This is a genomic window from Acaryochloris marina S15 (genome assembly GCF_018336915.1).
Classification (GTDB): Bacteria; Cyanobacteriota; Cyanobacteriia; order Thermosynechococcales; family Thermosynechococcaceae; genus Acaryochloris; species Acaryochloris marina_A.
In genome coordinates this window covers 102,009-119,224 of sequence record NZ_CP064923.1, presented here as the reverse complement: position 1 = coordinate 119,224, position 17,216 = coordinate 102,009, and the positions used below count along the sequence as shown (strand labels likewise).

Genomic DNA, 17,216 nt, shown 5'->3' with positions numbered 1-17,216 from the left:
TACGCAAAAATGATGCTGTCCATGATTGCTTAACGTACTGATCTGAGTAGTTTTCAAGGGTTACTACCTGCACTTTAAATTTATTGAAAGTAATTTTCATCTAGGTCGGATTTCTGTATATAATTTTCTGCAGGTCTACAGATATAAAGTCATGTGCCCACAAGCTCATTGGCGAATGAGTAGTGCTAAAGCGCTCATTCGCAATAAAGCTATTTAGACAACCCATCATTTTTGAATCCTGGAATGCTCTTATCTATTCCCAACCTGCTCTCATCAGAGGAGTTAGATACAATCGTCTCCCCCTTGAAGCCAGAAGATTTTATCGACGGCAAGAAGACGGCTGGCTGGGCAGCAAAGCATGTTAAGCAAAATACGCAGCTCAGTACAAAAGCAGAGTATGCGCAGGACATTAAAGAGAAGATCAAAGTAACGTTAAAAGATAACCTGACCTTTCAGTCAGCAGTTAAGCCTAAAGCGATACATTCCATTCTGATTAGCCGATATGAGGCTGGTATGTCTTATGGGGCCCATGTAGATAACGCGTTAATGAGTGGAAATTCTCTCCGTTCTGATGTCTCTTTAACCCTATTTTTAAACTCACCTTCAGACTACGAAGGGGGTGAACTGGTGATTGAAGAGGTCAGTCAAAATCGACTAATCAAATTGGAAGCGGGTTCAGTCATCATCTATCCTTCCTCTACGCTGCATCGAATTAATCCAGTCAAAAGCGGAGTCAGGTTGGTTGCTGTGGCCTGGGTTCAAAGTTTAGTGCGTGATCCCGCAAAACGAGAAATATTGTTTGACCTGGATCAAGCTCGACGATCTATTTTCGCGAAGGATGGTAAAAACACAGAGTTTAACTGGATTACAAAAAGCTACACCAACTTATTACGGCGATGGACTGATTGATACTCCATTGTGCTCTTGTTCCTTCAAAAGAACTCTGGGCCGTAGTGCTGTGTGATCACTGCAGGACGGATGCCAAAAATATTGAAGTCTTGGGACAGTATGTTGTTGCCCGTCTAATGGGGTTCCTAAAGCCCAACTTGGAGACCGACTATTCGTCCTGAATTCTTGAACAGCATGATTGGCAATGATGGCAATATTTGGCTAATCAATCGCCAAGTCGTTGGCAATCGCTGTAGATCATCCAAAAAGTGCTGCAGATAAAACTCTTCCCGCTTGAGGATAAAGCCTGGACCCCAACGTTCTAGATCTAGGGATTGGTTGATTCCCCATTTAAATCCAGCACTGGTTTTGGACACTGTGTCATGGGTTGAAGTACTGCGGGCAACCCGTTGACTAATGACATCGAATAAAACTTCAATGGAGCCGAATCGGGTTTGAATGTGCTGTAAGAGGGCTTGATTTTCCGCTGCTGTGAGATACATGGCAACCCCCTCATAGATGATCATCATTGGTTGTTTAGACTCACGATCAATCTCATCCATCCAGGAAAAGTCCAAGATGGATTTAGCGATTAAATGGTTGTTATCACTTCCGTCTTGGCTACAGCTATCACAAGCTTCAAATACCTGTCGTCGCAGATCAATGACCTCGGGAAAATCAACGTCATACCAATGGACATGGGCCGTTTGCAACCGTGAGAACCGGGTACATAAGCCAGCCCCCAAATTGACAATCACTGCATAGGGATGAGTCTTGATAAAATTCTGAACCATTCGATCCATCTGTCCTGCTCGGATCACGCATGCTAATTGCGAAGACCACCCTTGCTTAAACTTGGAAAAGTCGTAATCGAGCTGCTGGATAATTTCTACTGCCTTGGCATCGTGAAGGATAGAGTTTGTCTGCTGATTTTCAATGGCGCGAGCATAAAGAGTAATCATTAAAGTCTCAGGAACGCCTCTGAGTTGTGTTGCTCTAACAGACTGGGTAGATGGCATATGAACCTCCAGTTTGGGTGCCTCTAGTCCATGGAAAGAAACGAGAAAAGGTATTGAAGAAAGTAGTAGACGGCTGACCTATACCCTGATGGGCAATGCTCTAAAGCTGCTAAATTCGTGATGAAAAACTGTTGACTTTTCCGCTTCTATGACCGCTTTTCAAATAAATGCTCAGACACTTGAAGCTGAACTCGGAATGTATGGACACTGATTCTGACTTATTTCTCCATGCTTCACCTGACTGAAGATGATGATGCCAAAAAGTGCGGTTGCGATCGCACTCACGTATCTCTCAATCAGAGTGATTCCAGAAGTCTTATTCTGCCGACACATGACTTTAGGGGTGTGTAGACTAAACTGCGATGGTCTCCGACCGGCCTTCGGCCATCGCAACTGCAGAACCTTTCCCACTACACTCTCGGACCAAGGCCACCTTGCCATAGCGAGGGTCAATTTCAATGCCTTGAATTTCGAGGGTACGACAGGCCGTACTATACTCCACTGGCAGATTGTACCGAGCAGTTTCTAACGGGGCCAAAGGCAAACAGAGTTTAAAAATAGCCGATCGATAGTCCAGTGGAATAAACACATCTGCCCCCAAGGTTAGGGCTTGTTCATTATGAAATGGAATTTGGCTGACATTCGTCAAAATCCCGGCTGGAGTTGACCATTTGTCACACCACTGAAGTGCCAAAAACCATTTCGCATCTGCAAGGCGACCAAAGATTCTTGCAGATGCCGTTTGGGGCAATACTTTATAGCCACCTTCAACCGCTAAAATGGTGCCCCCCAGAAATCCAAAAATCGTATTGATAATATGGGTCATGGTAACTTCTCAACATAAAAGGTGAAACGGTGTATTGAGTCTTTCGCAGGTCATTGATATAGAAGAAAATCCCTGGGAAATGCGGTAACTCCCCAGGGAACGTAGACTGTGTTCAGAATCTGATCTGCGCAAAAAGAGGACGATTTAGACGAGAGCCAGCTCTCGCTCAACTTCAGAGCTATATTCACCCAATCGGGCAGCACTATTACATTTGGCACGATGCAACAGCCGCTGTTGAGCTTCGGTTACGCGCTGACTCTCACCTCGCCAATGTTCCAATGCCGGCTGCTGGATCGCTCTCGCATAGGAAAACGTGACCGGCCATGGACAAATCTCTGCATACCGGGCATTCATAACATTGAGATGGGCAGCAGATCGTTCAGCACTTTGGCCACCCGACAAAAAGGCCACTCCTGCAACCGAAGCAGGCACATTTTTACGAAGACAATTAATCGTTGCCTCTGCAACCTCGTCCACACTGGGCTGTTGGGGACAATCTTTGCCCGCAACCACCATGCTGGGCTTCAGAATCATTTGATCAAAAGCAATCCCTTGATCATAGAGCTGACCAAACACGGTATGGAGGGTGCGATCTGTGACCTGATAACACTGTTCTAAGGTATGGTCACCGTCAATTAAGACTTCTGGCTCGACGATGGGAACTAAACCCCCTTCTTGACAGAGGGCAGCATATCGGGCCAAAGCCTGCGCATTCACATCAATGCAGGCTTGACTGGGAATGCCATTATCAATAGTGATCACACCCCGCCATTTAGCAAAACGAGCCCCCATACCGTAGTACTCAGCAATGCGATCTCGCAGGCCATCTAATCCTTCCGTTACTTTTTCACCAGGGCGAGCTGCTAAATCTTTGGCCCCGGTATCTACTTTAATCCCAGGAATCATGCCAGCTTCAGTAATCACTTGTACAAATGATTTACCGTTTCTAGTCGTCTGTCGAATGGTCTCATCAAACAAAATGGGACCACTGATGTAAGTAGAAAGTCGAGGTGTTGTTAGGATTAACTCCCGATAAGCTCTCCGATTTTCTTCGGTCGTAGGAATGCTTAGCTGAGCAAATCGCTTATTACAAGTGCCATTACTCTCATCAATTGCCAAGATGCCCTTACCTCTTGCCACCAAAGCTTTTGCAGTGGCCCTTAATTCTTGGGTATAGGTACTCATATCGAACCTCCTAGATTGGGCTGAGATGAAATAAAAAATCTCTTTCTTATTGATATATAATGTCAATAATAATTTGAATTGTCAAGGGTTCTTTTCAGGCATTGAGTCCATCAGGAAGTAGTCTAAAGCCTTGATATATTGCTGAAATATCTGTAAAAACACGAAAAATATAAATCTAACAGTATGAAATTGAAGTGAAAATTGTCGGCAAAGATCTTTATTTCTTGAGAATTAATCTCATAAATTAGTTGGCTGGAGAAATGAGCTGTGAATGCTACTGACCATACAGAGACCTATGAGATGCTCAGCAAAATCTCTCGCATTGTCTCCCTATTCAAAGAGCAATTTCTGGATGCCCACCCAGATTTGAGTCCCTGGATCCATGACCCTGCCCTCCGATACTTGATCGATCCTCACTCGATTGATCTGTGCTTTCATTTTCCAGGTTGGCATCCCACTTGCCATAGTCACTGTGTCCTGACCCAAATCCGCTTTTCCGAGAGTCCTAAATCTGCCGACGCTCGCATCATTGGTATTGAATCAATGGGCTATACCCATACCGAACCCTATTGGCGATGCTGTTCTACAACGAATGATTGGGACTTTGATGGTAAATCGCCTCCGACATTACTGGCTAGAAAAAAGCTAGAACAGTTTTTTCAAGATGTTTACGCCTTATTTGGACAGTCAGATAACGCTCATGAGTCGCCCTGATCGTTGGCTCAAATTATGCCTGCTGACAGCCCCTTCACCACAAGACAATGGAATGTTCATCAGCCCTTCTATGCCAGACCCAGTTTGACTTTGCCAACCAGTGGCCTGCTCCTCGCCCGCATTGGAGGCACCCAGGTTAAAAAATTCAGGCCTATATCAGGCATTCGATCACTATTTTCTACTCCAGCCATTTAAGTAATTAAGACTAATTCTCAATTATCTGCAGCAATGGTATTGTGAAGTATGACAACTTGTCGTACTTGTTTATTTCAGCTTTGGAGAAAACCAATGCGCTACCTTAACCCCTTACGTCTGGGTCTAACGACCACCTTAATGGCAGTACTGCTGGTAATCGGTGGGTTTTGGCCAGGCTCAACTGCTCTTGCTGCAACATCCACGATTCAAATGGGTTCTTCTACAGGCATGCTAGTGTTTGAACCGACTGAAGTGACGATTGCTCCAGGAGATACGGTGCATTACGAAGTGGCAGGTGTACCTCCCCATAATGTGGTGTTTGATCCGGGTAATTCTGCTGGTGATGTCGGTCCTTTGTCTCATCAGGCCTTTGCTATGTCCGGTGGATTTGATGTAACTTTCCCTGCCGATGCCACTCCAGGCAGCTATTCTTTCTACTGTGAACCCCACAGGGGCGCAGGAATGACTGGCACTATTACAGTTCAAGGCTAAATTCACATCCGTGCAGGTGATTATTGAATCATTTCAACGGTTTCAACGCTCTTTCCCTATTCAAAAGCTTGTACCCGCAGAATCTTCTCAGTAAGATTCTGCGGGTATTCTTTTCAACCGCGAATTCGATGATTTATAGCTAAATTTGCGACTGCTGCAGAACGATAGCAACTGGAGGGTATCAATTGTGCGATGGCCAAAGGCCAGTCGGAGACCCTCGCAACCCACCACAGATCTCCCATACTCTCAACCCGTTGACTAGAACTTAATCAGCAGATTTTTAGATATAAAAAGAGAAAAACGATACAATAGAGCTTTCAAAAGCCAATATCATCACTTAAACAAAACTATCGGTCGATTTTATCTAAATTCCAGGCTATGAGAACCCACAAACAGTCATCCTTAGGCTGGACTGGTGTTTTAATCTCGACAGTATTTATGCTGCTTGCATCAGGTTTGGCCCTTTATCCCAAGATAACCAGCGAAAACATTCTCACTGCTCTAAGGTTGAGTTCATTAACAACCGCTATTCCATTTTTGCTAGTGTTTGTAACCCAGCCCCTCACAGCCACAACGGATGAACTAGGGAAATGGCTCAAAAGCAATCGCAGCTATCTATGGCTAGCCCTGACCCTATCTCACCTCATCCATCTCTACCAAATTGTTCTGTACTACCAACTAGGGGAAACTTGCTCTTGGACAACATGGCTAGTGACCGCTCCACTCTGGATCATTATGGTGCTGTTCTCAGTCACAGAATTGGTGAAACCCGAAATTTTTGATTATCTATATCAAGCCCATGTTCCTAAAAGACTGAGCATTTTGTATACCCTGGGGCTCTGGTATATTTGGCTCATTTTTACCTTGGCATTTGGCTTTGGGACTGCAGCACAGCACATCCCTTTCTACAATATTCCGGCATTTATGCTCTTTATCGCTGGAGCAATGTTCAATGGCATCCTGTGGTGGCGCAAAAACAGCCCTGCATAATCTTCTTCTTCAGGCACCTCTTGGAAAGTTGCTTTTATGTCTAAAGCAGCGTCAATCGTTGGAGCCGCTCCCGTAATGATTGACGGCTGTTGGACAAAGTTGAGAGCGCACGCCTCAGGGATCTCTTCAAACTTTACGCCCATCGCTCGTAAGCTATGGAATAAGTGCCCTTGTAGGCAGTAAAAGCCCAAATAGTAAGTAATATTGGCTAACCAAGCACGAGAACTAAATACACCATCGGCCAAGTCAGCCGTGTCCTTAAAATAAGGGGTATTGAGTTGCATTATTCTATTCAAAAAATGATTAATAACGGTTCAACGAAAACTTTGTAGCAAGAACTGACTGAGTCACAGCACTCCTTGCTACAAATAAAAGTGGAAATCTATAGGTCTTCTCTCGTTCGCACAGATTGTGAGCAAGGCTGCGCGAGCGAGAGAAAAGAGTCACTGACAAAATGCATAGACCAGCATCAGATATGGTTATTCCTTACTCGAACAACGTTATATCTCAATGCTGGCCTATAGAACTATTTATTCTTGAGGGCATGAAGCCTTTCGCCACGCAGGCTATGCCATAGCCCCCCGACGACCATCCAGTTCACTCCCAGAATGAGCTGGATGGAAGCGGCCCCAGACCGATCAACGCCGTAAAACTCAGGAGCAAAAGCGATATCGCAATACTGGGTAAAAATGGCAGAACTGATGGCAATAAAACCCACTGAAGCCACACTATAAGACAGAATAGCTTCGCTATTGCAAATACCAGCGCGCACCAAACCTCCATTAGGGAAGGAAAAGATTAGCCGATTTTTGAAAAAGGCCGTAGGTTTCTTATTAATGATATGAAAGGCAGCCCCTGCAATATCAACAATGGCAACCAGGAAATGTCCCCCGACTAGGTCTTCCATATTGTTAACCGCCGCCATTCCCAAAATCGTCCATTCTCCATTCGCAAATCCGAATAAGTAACCGAGCAAGGTAATCGGATTCAGGTTGGGAGTAATCTGACGAACTTCACCGACCAAGGGATCATATAAGCCATTCCCATAAGCAGCATTGCCTGCAAACAATAGACAAGCAACCCCTAAGCAAAGCAGGTGATGGCCCAAAATAGAGGAGGTGGACTCAAAATCGTCCCAATCATAATCGAATTGAGCGGCCCAGCTACCTTCAGGGTAATCTCCTAGATTCGCCTCTCCAGCAATGGTGTGAAATAGCCCACCCGCACAACAGAATGCCGCCACAAAGAAGTGCAGAACGCCAATCACAAAATAGGGATACGTACTCAGAACCTCTCCACCTGAGCCCACGGCTATACCTAAACCCGCCAGGTGAGGCATAAAGACCATACCTTGCTCCGACAATGGAATGCCGGGTTGAAAGCGAGCAGCCTCTTGAATAATAAAAGCGCCGGGAACACAGCTCATTAGAGCTGCATGGCATAAATGAGCACCCAGAAGCGTACCAGAAAAATCAGTGTTGCGGACATTGCCTGCCCACCATTCCGCTTCATAACCGCTCAGGCTTGCCGTCCCCGCAGTGAGCTGGGACCTGTCCATTTTGTCGCGTCTTGTTAAAGATGCTGTCATAAATAAAATCCTCGATAGGGAATAGTTACTAAAAATCAAAACCTTGGTGTGTTTCGAACAATTTGTCCTAAAAGTTCCAGCCAATATCGCTCACCCGGCAATGAAAGCAATAGATAGCCTAAGGTCTCCCTCAAGCAAGGGATCTATCCACCTCAAAAATTCGCCAGGATGGATAAGCTGGAACGACTGACTAACGCTGGACCAACGATGAGTCCAGCAAAGACGGACTCCTATAGCAGCACTAGCTAGGCGTTGGGAAATATTCCCCCGCGCCTAAACTTCGGAAGCGAATTGCTCAAAATATTTGGGGACATCTCGGAAATCGAAGCCCATCCCACGCAAGGCGTGAAAGAGATGGCCTTGAAGGCAAAAGAAAGCCCAATAGAAATGGAAATTGCAAATCCAGAAACGGGAGGTATGCATACCGTTTGCTGTATCAATGATGTCAGCAAAATACGGGGCAAATACAAACCTTAGCTCTAGGACAGGACCAAAGAACTCCGGCGGAAATGTGATTTCGTTAACAGCAGTAAAGTAACAGGCAATAAAGCCTAAAAAGGCGAGTCCACCCAAGGCATAGGCCAAGATAGCATCAGCATTTTTGCGATATAGCCGATCCGTATAGGGCCAGGGTTTAACCAAAATGTGGAAAACACCGCCCAGAGTATAGAGAAAGCCAACAAAGAGGTGGCCCATCTGCACATCTTCTAGGTTATCGACAAAGAACGGATTGAAACCCGGAACAGCCCATCCATATTTGAACAGTCTGACGATATTAAATTCAGGTACGACTGCTCTGACCTCTCCAATACTGGGATCATAGAAGCCATGAGTGGCTCCCCAACCCGTAAACAAAAAGGTTCCTAACCCCAAGAAAATGAGATGATGCCCCAGAATTCTGCCCTGGGTTTCAAAATCATCCCACTCGAAATGAAACCGTTTGACCCCAGGAAACTCGCTATCCGCAAAGTTCTTAGGTCCGGTCACAATATGGTACAAAGCCCCTGACGCAAACACGGCCGCTGCAAACAGGTGAATCATGCCAATGGCGAAGTAGATGTAAGTGTCTACAATTACCCCGCCAGCCCCTACCCCAAACCCTTCGCGAGCTAATTGTGGTAGACAAACAAAGTTTTGGCTATATAACGGCAAATCGGGATCGTAGCGAGACAGTTCATAGATAGTAAAAGTCCCAGCGAAGAAACACATCGACGCAATTTGGCCGATATGCGCAGCTAGGAACTGGGCACTAAACCCTGTATAACGAGCATTTCCCGCATACCAAGGATAGTTAACTGTGGGCTGTCCATAGGTTTGCATAAAGATTATTCTCCAGACTAATCTTGCATATTCTATTGAGACTAATTCTCAATTTATCAGGACTTGCGTTTTGTGGAAATATGAGTTGTGAAAGTCGAAGAAAAACTGCAACATCTCAATATTTATTTATATTTTCATGCAAATAAATACTGGACTAAACATATTCGTCGTACAGTTCATCAAAGATCAAAAGCAGACTTCAAACGCCTAAAAGTCTTTAAATTAGGCTATCTCAGACAATCCATTGATAGATAACTACATCCCGCAGTAACTGGCAAATGTATGGATCAGTGATGGGTGAAAAAATTGATCGAGAATAGAAATATCAAACTCTACTTTGCCTCAGTTCAATATCTTTCGTTAAAAAATCAGTCTAATTTTTCTAAAAAGATTCTCAATATAGAAATCATATATCGCCTTAAACTGAGATTATTGAGAATAGATATCGTTTTTCTCTGCTAGACAATACTTCTATGGATCAACCACTCATGAACTGTCGCTATTGTGCGGATATTGCTAAAGCGAATGGTGTAGATCCTCTGGGTACAGCAGCAAAAACGGATCATTGGCTGATTACTGAGATGAAACAGCCCTGGTCCGGTTCTTTAGTTGAGAATCCTCAAGTTAAACCCTTGATTCCCCTATTCAAGAAACTGATTTTCCGTAGAGGAATTTTGATCAGACCGATTGCGATCGCAACTGATCACGACTATTCCCAAACAGGCTGGACACGGGTGCTCTACTACCATCGTCCTAGTTCTCAGTTTGCCCAGTATGCCAAGCAGGAATTTTTAATCCCAGAAACCGAAGGGCTCAACTTCACGATGGCGTTGCTGCAGTCTTTATTGAAACAACCTAATAACTTGAAGCACTATCACCAATATCAGCAGGACACTACCGATATTCGGGAGCTATTGGTCTGTACCCATACCCAAGTAGACTTGGCTTGTGGCCGGTATGGAACCCCTATTTATCGCCAACTTAAGCGAGACTATGGTCATCATCCTCAGTCTCTCAGAGTCTGGCAAGCCACTCATTTTGGCGGCCATCAGTTTGCACCGACCTTGCTAGATTTGCCAACAGGACAATTTTGGGGACATCTTGATCCAGCAATTTTGCCCTCCCTCATTGAGCGCCAAGGAGACGTGTCTAGTCTGCGCCCTTATTATCGGGGTTGGTCTGGCTTACAGAAATTTGAACAGATGGCAGAAGGAGAAATCTGGAAGCGAGAAGGATGGGCTTGGTTGGACTACCCCAAATCAGGACGGACCACCCAAAAAGGCTTGAAAGGGATAAAGCAGTTTTTATATCCTTTACTGCGGTTGATTCCGTTTCAACTGTTGCAGATGTGGTTAGAACAATGGACCCAAGAAGCCGATTGGGTCGAGGTGCACCTCCAATTTGCCTTGCCCAAGACCACACAAATCAGTCGCTATCGGGTCCGATTGGCAGCCAAAGGCAGGGTCAAAACGGCAGTGAAATCAGCAGCAAAAGCGAATGAATCCATGCCCCTCCAAGAGCAATGGCAATACGAAGTCACACAAGTCGTGCAGTGCGACCCTTAACGCCTCCATTTGCAGCACTACCTTCTAAATTTATTTTGATAGATAGGAATTATTCTTATTAGATTAGACTGGAGGGTAGACCTAGTGATGGATGTCGCCACCATGGGTATGCCTAAAACCCTCACCAACGCAGATATTATTGCTTTTCTACAGAGCAATCGTGACTCCGATACCCTGCCCCATATCACTCAGGATGAACAATGTATTGCACTTCCGGTCCAGTTTGGCAGTGGATATATACGACGACACCTCTTACAGCCAGGCCTAATCTTAGATATTGCTGATGTTGAACTGAACTATAACCATGTCAATCGCATTCAGGTCCATTCTCCCCAGATGCCTCTGACCGCTAGTTTTTATCTATCAGGGCAGGCAGTTGTAACCAATGAAGCTTTACCCACTCCTCAAACAGAACAGGCTGGCAACAACTATTTATACCATTTACCTCAAACTGCTGAAATTGAGAAATATCATGCAAATCAGCGGATCTATTGCTTAAAACTCTATTTTGAGTTGGACCATTTTCCACAACTCAATCTCCAACACCTCGCTGCCCAATCATCGAATTTAAGCCAGCCCATTCACACCCCCTATCCCCTGTACTGCAAAAATCCAACGACACCTAGAATGCACTTAGTGCTTGAACAACTGGTGACTTGTCCCTTTCAAGGAATGGCCAGAAATGTTTATCTTGCAGGCAAAGCCCTTGAGCTTCTGGGGTTGCAATTGGAAGCCCTCAGCACGTCTGCACTTCCTAGCTCTCTTCATCCCACCGATGTTGAACAGATCCACAAAGCCCGTCACATCTTAATTCAGAACTACTTGCATCCTCCATCTCTGCTCGAATTAGCCCGTCAAGTGGGTATCAACGATCGCAAACTCAAGCAGGGGTTTCGCTACGTCTTTGGCACCTCTGTCTTTAACTACTTGTACCAGTACCGCATGGATAAAGCCCGCCAACTGCTCACCTCCGGTCAATGGACTGTGACGGAAACGGCCCATGCTGTGGGTTATGCCAGTCGAACCGCCTTTGTAGCCGCCTTTACGAAGCAGTTTAAGGTGAACCCCAACACCTATCGCCCTTAGGGAAAATTGCTGGCCACCTCAGCTGGAGGGGGCCGATACCAACGCCTGCTGCAACGCTCTTATTTTCTGCTTTCTACAAAATAGTCCTGCTATAAGACAGAAAAAGTCCGTTTGCAAGACAGCATCCTGCCAAAAGTGGCATCCCACTCTAGTAATTTATATTGAGAAGTATTCTTAATAACTGCCCAGTAGAACCCAACCTTGAACGTGGGGCCTGGATCACCTTTGTCATCTGTCGTCTGCAGCCGTGTGGGGAATGAGTATTAAACCATCTTTGAATATCATTTATATTTTTGTGGGTGTTATAGGGACATCTCTAGGGACTCTGGCTACTACTACCCATGCATCTCAGTCTCCATCAACTACCCTTGACTCATCCCAATTAAACTCGGGTCAATGGACAAGCAGGAGCTATAAGGTTGAACAAATAGCTCCGTCCCCAAATAAGTCTGATCACCATATCGCCCAAACTGAGTCCGTACCCATTTCCGTGATTACGCAGATTACCCTCGTCCCAACTGAAGGTGGGGTCAATATTGTGTTAAATGTTGCCAACGGTGATGCCTTGCAGGTGACGCCTTCTGGGAGCGGGTCAACATTTATCGCAGATATTGAAGCGGCCCAGCTCAATTTATCCACTGGGCAAATCTTCGAAGAAAACAACCCTATTGCAGGCATACGCTCAGTGTCTGTTATGCCCATAGACATCAATCGTGTACGGGTGACCGTTATTGGTGATCAGACAGAATTAAGTCACCAAATTCAACCAGACTCTCAGACTCTCATATTGAGTATCAACACCCAGGAAACAGCCGAGACTTCAAACTCTACCGAAACTTCACCTGCGGAGAATCCCTCCAGCGAAGAGGATGATTTAGAAATTGTCGTCACAGCTACTCGAACGGAGGAGGCCCTGGCAGATGTTCCCCGTGCCGTCACCATCATTAGCCGTGAACAGTTAGAGCAAGAAGCCCTGTTGAGCAATGACCTGACTTCAACCCTGGGCAAGTTTGTACCTGGCTTTGGACCGCCAACAGCGGATGGTCGGACTCGGGTACAGGATTTAAGAGGTCGCCCTGCTCAAATCCTGATTGATAGCATCCCCCAAACAGGGAATGCGTCCTTTGACACAGAGTTATCCGCGATTGATCCATCCGTCATTGAGCGGATTGAAGTGGTTAGAGGACCCAGCGCTGTTTTTGGCGATGGTGCAACGGGTGGGGTCATCAATATTCTGACTCGCGCCCCAGTAGAGGAAGGCATTCAGGGACAATTAGGACTCACACTTCGCCCTGATTTTGAACACTTATCGGAGAATGGGTTTGGCTTCAAAGTGGATACTAGCCTATCAGGTAAGCAAGGAAAATTCGATTTTCTAGTCGGGGCGGCATTTGATTTAGATGGCGCTATCTTTGATGGTGAAGGCGATCGTATTCCACCTGACGGTTTAACCTCGAACAACAACACCATTAACGTGTTTACAAAAGCAGGTATTGATATTACAGATGATCAACGCCTGCAAGTCTCCTACAACTTCTTTCAGAACGATTTTGCCAGCGATTTTATTTCCAATCCAATTGTTCTGGCAACCCCAGGAGAGCAAGATGCTGAGGCATTGAGAGTAGGGCCGATCACGTTTGATGATAGCCCGTCCCAAACCATTCAAAATCTCAATTTAACCTACCGCCATCAAAATTTATTTGGAGCTGAATTACGGACCCAGGCTTACCTTCGCAAAACTGATTTGACCCAAATCCCAGGTGATATTCGCAATCTCTTTCCCGTTGGTACACCCCCGTTCTTGCCTGCCATTACGCAAACCAATTTAGATTCCCTAGAAGTAGGGGGACGGTTTCAGCTCGATACACCCATTACAGATCGCTTCAAAATCCTCTGGGGTGCTGATCTGTCCTATGAAGAGAATGAGCAGTTTTTCAATTCTCTAGATCCAGTAGATTTTGACCTCAATCGCCAGGCCCGAGTGATCGGTACGGCAACCCAATCCCCGTTTTATACCGTACGCAGTATCGGTGCGTTTAGCCAACTAACCTGGGATGTTGTGGATCAGCTATCCCTCACTGGCGGAATTCGATACGAAAATATTCGCTTGTCCGTCGATGACTATGCTGCCAGCCCCTTTGCAAATTTTGGAGTTGCTCCACCTGCCCAAATCCAAGGAGGAGTGATCAATACCGATGATGTGGTCTTCAATGCGGGGGCGGTATTTAAAGCAACGGAGGAAGTGAACATCTATGCAAACTTTGCCCAAGGATTTTCGATTCCTGGTGTTGGGGTAACGCTAGGGCTCGCCCGATTTGGCAATAGTGTGGCTAACAGCCTCAATCTAGAACCTCAAAAAGTTAACAGCTATGAGCTGGGTGTTAAAGCCAACTTTGATACGGTTAAGCTTAGTCTGGCTGGCTTTTTGAGTACCTCTTCTCTAGGTTCTTCGCTAGTGGTTGACAATGTAGGGCTGACTTCTATTGTGCGGGCACCTCAACGGAACTATGGCATTGAATTCACCGCAGATTGGCAGCCCAGCGACACATGGACCCTAGGGACCGTTTTTACCTGGAATGAGGGCGAATCAGATCCAGACGATGATGGTATCTTTACAGCCCTTAGCTCCCTGGACGTCCAGCCCATTCACGCAACGGTCTATGTTGAGAATGAGACCCTACCCGGCTGGCGCAATCGGATTCAAGCTTTATTTGTGGGGGGACGAGATCGAGCCTTTAATGACACGATCGATCAGTTTCAAGTAGAGGGTTACACGGTTTTCGATGTCTTCAGTACTGTGAACTTAGGACCTGGAAAGCTACAGCTCGCCATCCAAAACTTATTTGATACCCAATATGTGCCTGTGAGTTCCCAAGAACGTCTGGGTATTCAGGAATTAAGACGCTTTCCCGGCCAAGGTCGGACTTATAGCATTCGCTATAGTTTTGAGTTTTAGGTAAAGGTGAGCCCGCACCCCGTTTTTTAGATCTTCAGTGTATTGGGAGTTCATGATCATGTTGCTGATATGGCTAGTGCTAGCGGCAAGTCTTGCCATAGAAATTCGTCGGTTACGCTTACCCAAACCCCGACGGATGCTATGGATCAGTGTTACTGCCTGCTTGCTCCTCAGTCTGTTAATGAGTTGTGCCTCCGATCCGTTACCCAATCTTCCCCAACAGCGTTCTCCCCTGGCTACAAGCACCTCTCTATCTGTAGAACATGCCATGGGAATCAGCCAAGTTCCCCAACAAGCTCAGCGCGTGATTACAGTGGATACGGCGGCCTTAGATGCCGCTTTAGCGCTCGGGATAAAACCGATTGGTTCAGTGATTTACAATCAATTCCCCACCTATTTGGGAGACCAAACCCAAGGCATTACATCCGTGGGAGAAGGCACTCAACCAAACTTAGAAACGATTCTCAGCCTGAAACCTGATTTGATATTAGGAAGTAAGATCAGCTCTGGAAAAATATACCAACACTTAGATCGGATCGCCCCAACGGTTTTAACCCAAGGGAGCGGCCGAGACGGAGAATGACAAGACAATTTCCGTTTGTTTGCTCAAGCCCTCAATAAAGAGGCGGAAGGGCAGCAGGTCCTGGCAGGTTATCAACAGCGGGTCAAAGCCCTCCGACAGCAGGTAGAGGACATTGACCAAACCCTTGTTTCAATCGTTGCCACAGGTCAAGGTCGGATTGGCCTATATACTGCAAACAGCTTTTCAGGATCTGTAATGAAAGATATAGGGTTTGGTCGGCCCTCAAAACAAAAGAACGCGAATGGGTATGTCGTACAAATTGCTCGGGAAGATTTGGCTAGTATGAATGGCGATCTACTCTTTTTAATCCATAATCCTCAGATATCAGGCAGCTTTGACTATCAAAGCTTTGTGACTGATCCACTATGGTCAAAGTTGAAGGCTGTGAGGAACAAGAGCATCTATGAAGTCAACAGCGAAGTGTGGACAGCAGGCCGTAATGTTCTGGCGGCAAACCAGATCTTAGACGACATTGCTCAAATATTTTCTATAGACATTGCTCAATAGTCATCTGTGATTGATGCTATTTTTCAGGTTGATTAACTCATACTTCGAGCAATGATGATAGCGACCCGCTTGGAATCTAAAACATTTTTCACCTTAAAGCCAACGGGGAGAGAGGGAGAGTTTTTCTCCGTATATTTCTGAAGAACGGTAGGAAATTCTTGAACGTCAGTACCAGGATCGCCGGCTTGGACGACGTGCCCAATATCAACCCATTGAAAGCCATGATCAGTGAACGCGGCCCATCGTTCTCCATCAGAACCAATAGAACAGACTTTGCTCATCTGTCGGGATTGGGGGAATAGCTTAGTGTCGTAGTCATAGGGTTCACAGTGGGTAATGCCTTGTTGTAGCAGTTCATAGGCATCCTTCACAGTTCCCAGGTAAAAGCCGTGTTTGGTTTTAGTAAAGGTCCTGAGCTGGACGAGTTTAAGTTTTTCATCTTCATCGACATCAGGATAATCACCCGTCCATGAAGAAGGGTCAGTGAGGGCACTGCCATCTTGGCAACAATACTGGTAGGTATAGACGGGATAGAACTGATTCACCCAGTCCACAACATCAATTTGGTATTGTCGCCCCTGAAGCCAATGGGGATAGTAAACCCGAAGTCCAAATTCTCGTTGTCCCCATCGGAAATAAGTTTGCAAAGATTCAAAGCACCATTGGCTAGAACATCCAGCAAGGCCCGTCTCCCCAGGAATAACAATTCCACGATAGATATTTGACATCGTTGTTGTTTTACATTATTTCGAATCGTTAGCGAGTGGATTACTAATTTGGTATTCTCCTACATTGAGTCTTCAACAATGAGGGAAGAGTATCGGCAATATTCAGCATATTTTGTAGATATAGTCTCTTGAAGCAAGATTTTGCCCCAAAAGTGCTTATATATAGCCACTAATCTCTATCATAAGCCAGTCTACTCTAATAAAACTGAGCTATATCTTTCAAAGTAGTCGATTCATCGCTAAAACATTGTTGAAACAATTCAAAGACAATCTGTGACTGTCGAGAGCTAGAGCAGTCAAATTTGAATCCTCCTAATGTTGGTCTTAGCATCGCCACCTGTATAAGTATGGCCAGGGCGTGCAGGAGGTATTAAAACTCATTCTCTTGCTAAATTAATTACAATTTTTCTTATATTACGTTGAAATTAGACATAAGTTATTGATTTTGTAATATACAGATATGAAGCCATAGGCAAGCCTAAAATTCTTTTGCAACAAGCTTTTCTCTTAATTCGTAGATAGAAATCATAAGCACATCTATGCATTATTACTAATAATCGTTATCAATAATTTC

13 protein-coding genes and 2 pseudogenes are annotated in these 17,216 nt (G+C 45.4%); 8 read left to right on the top strand and 7 right to left on the bottom strand.

Translation table 11 applies throughout. From position 1 onward, the window contains the following. Positions 1-243 precede the first annotated feature (243 nt). Complete coding sequence (locus tag I1H34_RS01345; RefSeq protein WP_212663996.1) at positions 244-909, top strand: Fe2+-dependent dioxygenase; 666 nt, start codon at positions 244-246, stop codon at positions 907-909. Positions 910-1,034: 125 nt separating this feature from the next. Here I1H34_RS01345 and I1H34_RS01340 read toward each other — a convergent pair whose 3' ends face one another. The 3 genes from I1H34_RS01340 to I1H34_RS01330 form a co-directional block, all read right to left on the bottom strand. Continuing rightward, positions 1,035-1,907, bottom strand: coding sequence for a class I SAM-dependent methyltransferase (locus I1H34_RS01340; protein WP_212663995.1), 873 nt, complete (start codon positions 1,905-1,907; stop codon positions 1,035-1,037). Between the two features lie 352 nt (positions 1,908-2,259). Continuing rightward, positions 2,260-2,733 (bottom strand): hypothetical protein, encoded by a 474-nt coding sequence (locus tag I1H34_RS01335; protein ID WP_212663994.1) that lies wholly within the window; start codon positions 2,731-2,733, stop codon positions 2,260-2,262. Between the two features lie 144 nt (positions 2,734-2,877). Next, the gene (locus tag I1H34_RS01330; protein WP_212663993.1) at positions 2,878-3,918 is read right to left on the bottom strand and encodes a class I fructose-bisphosphate aldolase; all 1,041 of its coding nucleotides are present in this window, start codon (positions 3,916-3,918) and stop codon (positions 2,878-2,880) included. A gap of 267 nt (positions 3,919-4,185) precedes the next feature. Between I1H34_RS01330 and I1H34_RS01325 the strand changes: the two genes are divergently transcribed. The 3 genes from I1H34_RS01325 (at position 4,186) to I1H34_RS01315 (ending at position 6,309) form a co-directional block, all read left to right on the top strand. Further along, positions 4,186-4,632 (top strand): hypothetical protein, encoded by a 447-nt coding sequence (locus tag I1H34_RS01325; RefSeq protein ID WP_212663992.1) that lies wholly within the window; start codon positions 4,186-4,188, stop codon positions 4,630-4,632. Between the two features lie 288 nt (positions 4,633-4,920). Beyond that, the gene (petE, locus tag I1H34_RS01320) at positions 4,921-5,319 is read left to right on the top strand and encodes a plastocyanin (protein WP_212663991.1); all 399 of its coding nucleotides are present in this window, start codon (positions 4,921-4,923) and stop codon (positions 5,317-5,319) included. A gap of 438 nt (positions 5,320-5,757) precedes the next feature. Next, the gene (locus tag I1H34_RS01315) at positions 5,758-6,309 is read left to right on the top strand and encodes a hypothetical protein (RefSeq protein ID WP_249369693.1); all 552 of its coding nucleotides are present in this window, start codon (positions 5,758-5,760) and stop codon (positions 6,307-6,309) included. Here I1H34_RS01315 and I1H34_RS32905 read toward each other — a convergent pair. From I1H34_RS32905 to I1H34_RS01305, 3 genes and pseudogenes are all read right to left on the bottom strand, one after another. Further along, positions 6,225-6,578: pseudogene (locus I1H34_RS32905) on the bottom strand (hypothetical protein); the annotation flags it as partial. The gene I1H34_RS01315 and the pseudogene I1H34_RS32905 sit on opposite strands and share 85 nt — an antisense overlap. A 257-nt stretch (positions 6,579-6,835) precedes the next feature. Beyond that, positions 6,836-7,867 (bottom strand): high light inducible protein, encoded by a 1,032-nt coding sequence (locus I1H34_RS01310; protein ID WP_235106894.1) that lies wholly within the window; start codon positions 7,865-7,867, stop codon positions 6,836-6,838. A gap of 303 nt (positions 7,868-8,170) precedes the next feature. Beyond that, the gene (locus I1H34_RS01305; protein WP_212663988.1) at positions 8,171-9,217 is read right to left on the bottom strand and encodes a chlorophyll a/b binding light-harvesting protein; all 1,047 of its coding nucleotides are present in this window, start codon (positions 9,215-9,217) and stop codon (positions 8,171-8,173) included. A 473-nt stretch (positions 9,218-9,690) separates the two neighbouring features. Here I1H34_RS01305 and I1H34_RS01300 point away from each other — a divergent pair, with 473 nt between their 5' ends. The 4 genes and pseudogenes from I1H34_RS01300 (at position 9,691) to I1H34_RS01285 (ending at position 15,914) form a co-directional block, all read left to right on the top strand. After that, complete coding sequence (locus I1H34_RS01300; RefSeq protein ID WP_212663987.1) at positions 9,691-10,782, top strand: sucrase ferredoxin; 1,092 nt, start codon at positions 9,691-9,693, stop codon at positions 10,780-10,782. Positions 10,783-10,869: 87 nt separating this feature from the next. Beyond that, positions 10,870-11,868, top strand: coding sequence for a helix-turn-helix transcriptional regulator (locus I1H34_RS01295; RefSeq protein WP_249369691.1), 999 nt, complete (start codon positions 10,870-10,872; stop codon positions 11,866-11,868). 256 nt (positions 11,869-12,124) lie between these two features. After that, positions 12,125-14,824: a TonB-dependent receptor domain-containing protein gene (locus tag I1H34_RS01290; RefSeq protein ID WP_212663986.1), complete on the top strand. Its 2,700-nt coding sequence runs from the start codon at positions 12,125-12,127 to the stop codon at positions 14,822-14,824. A 52-nt stretch (positions 14,825-14,876) separates the two neighbouring features. Continuing rightward, positions 14,877-15,914, top strand: a pseudogene (locus I1H34_RS01285) (ABC transporter substrate-binding protein). Between the two features lie 32 nt (positions 15,915-15,946). Here the strand turns inward: I1H34_RS01285 and I1H34_RS01280 are convergent. Further along, on the bottom strand, positions 15,947-16,642 hold the full coding sequence (locus I1H34_RS01280) for a hypothetical protein (RefSeq protein WP_249369689.1): 696 nt from the start codon (positions 16,640-16,642) through the stop codon (positions 15,947-15,949). Positions 16,643-17,216: the final 574 nt, after the last annotated feature.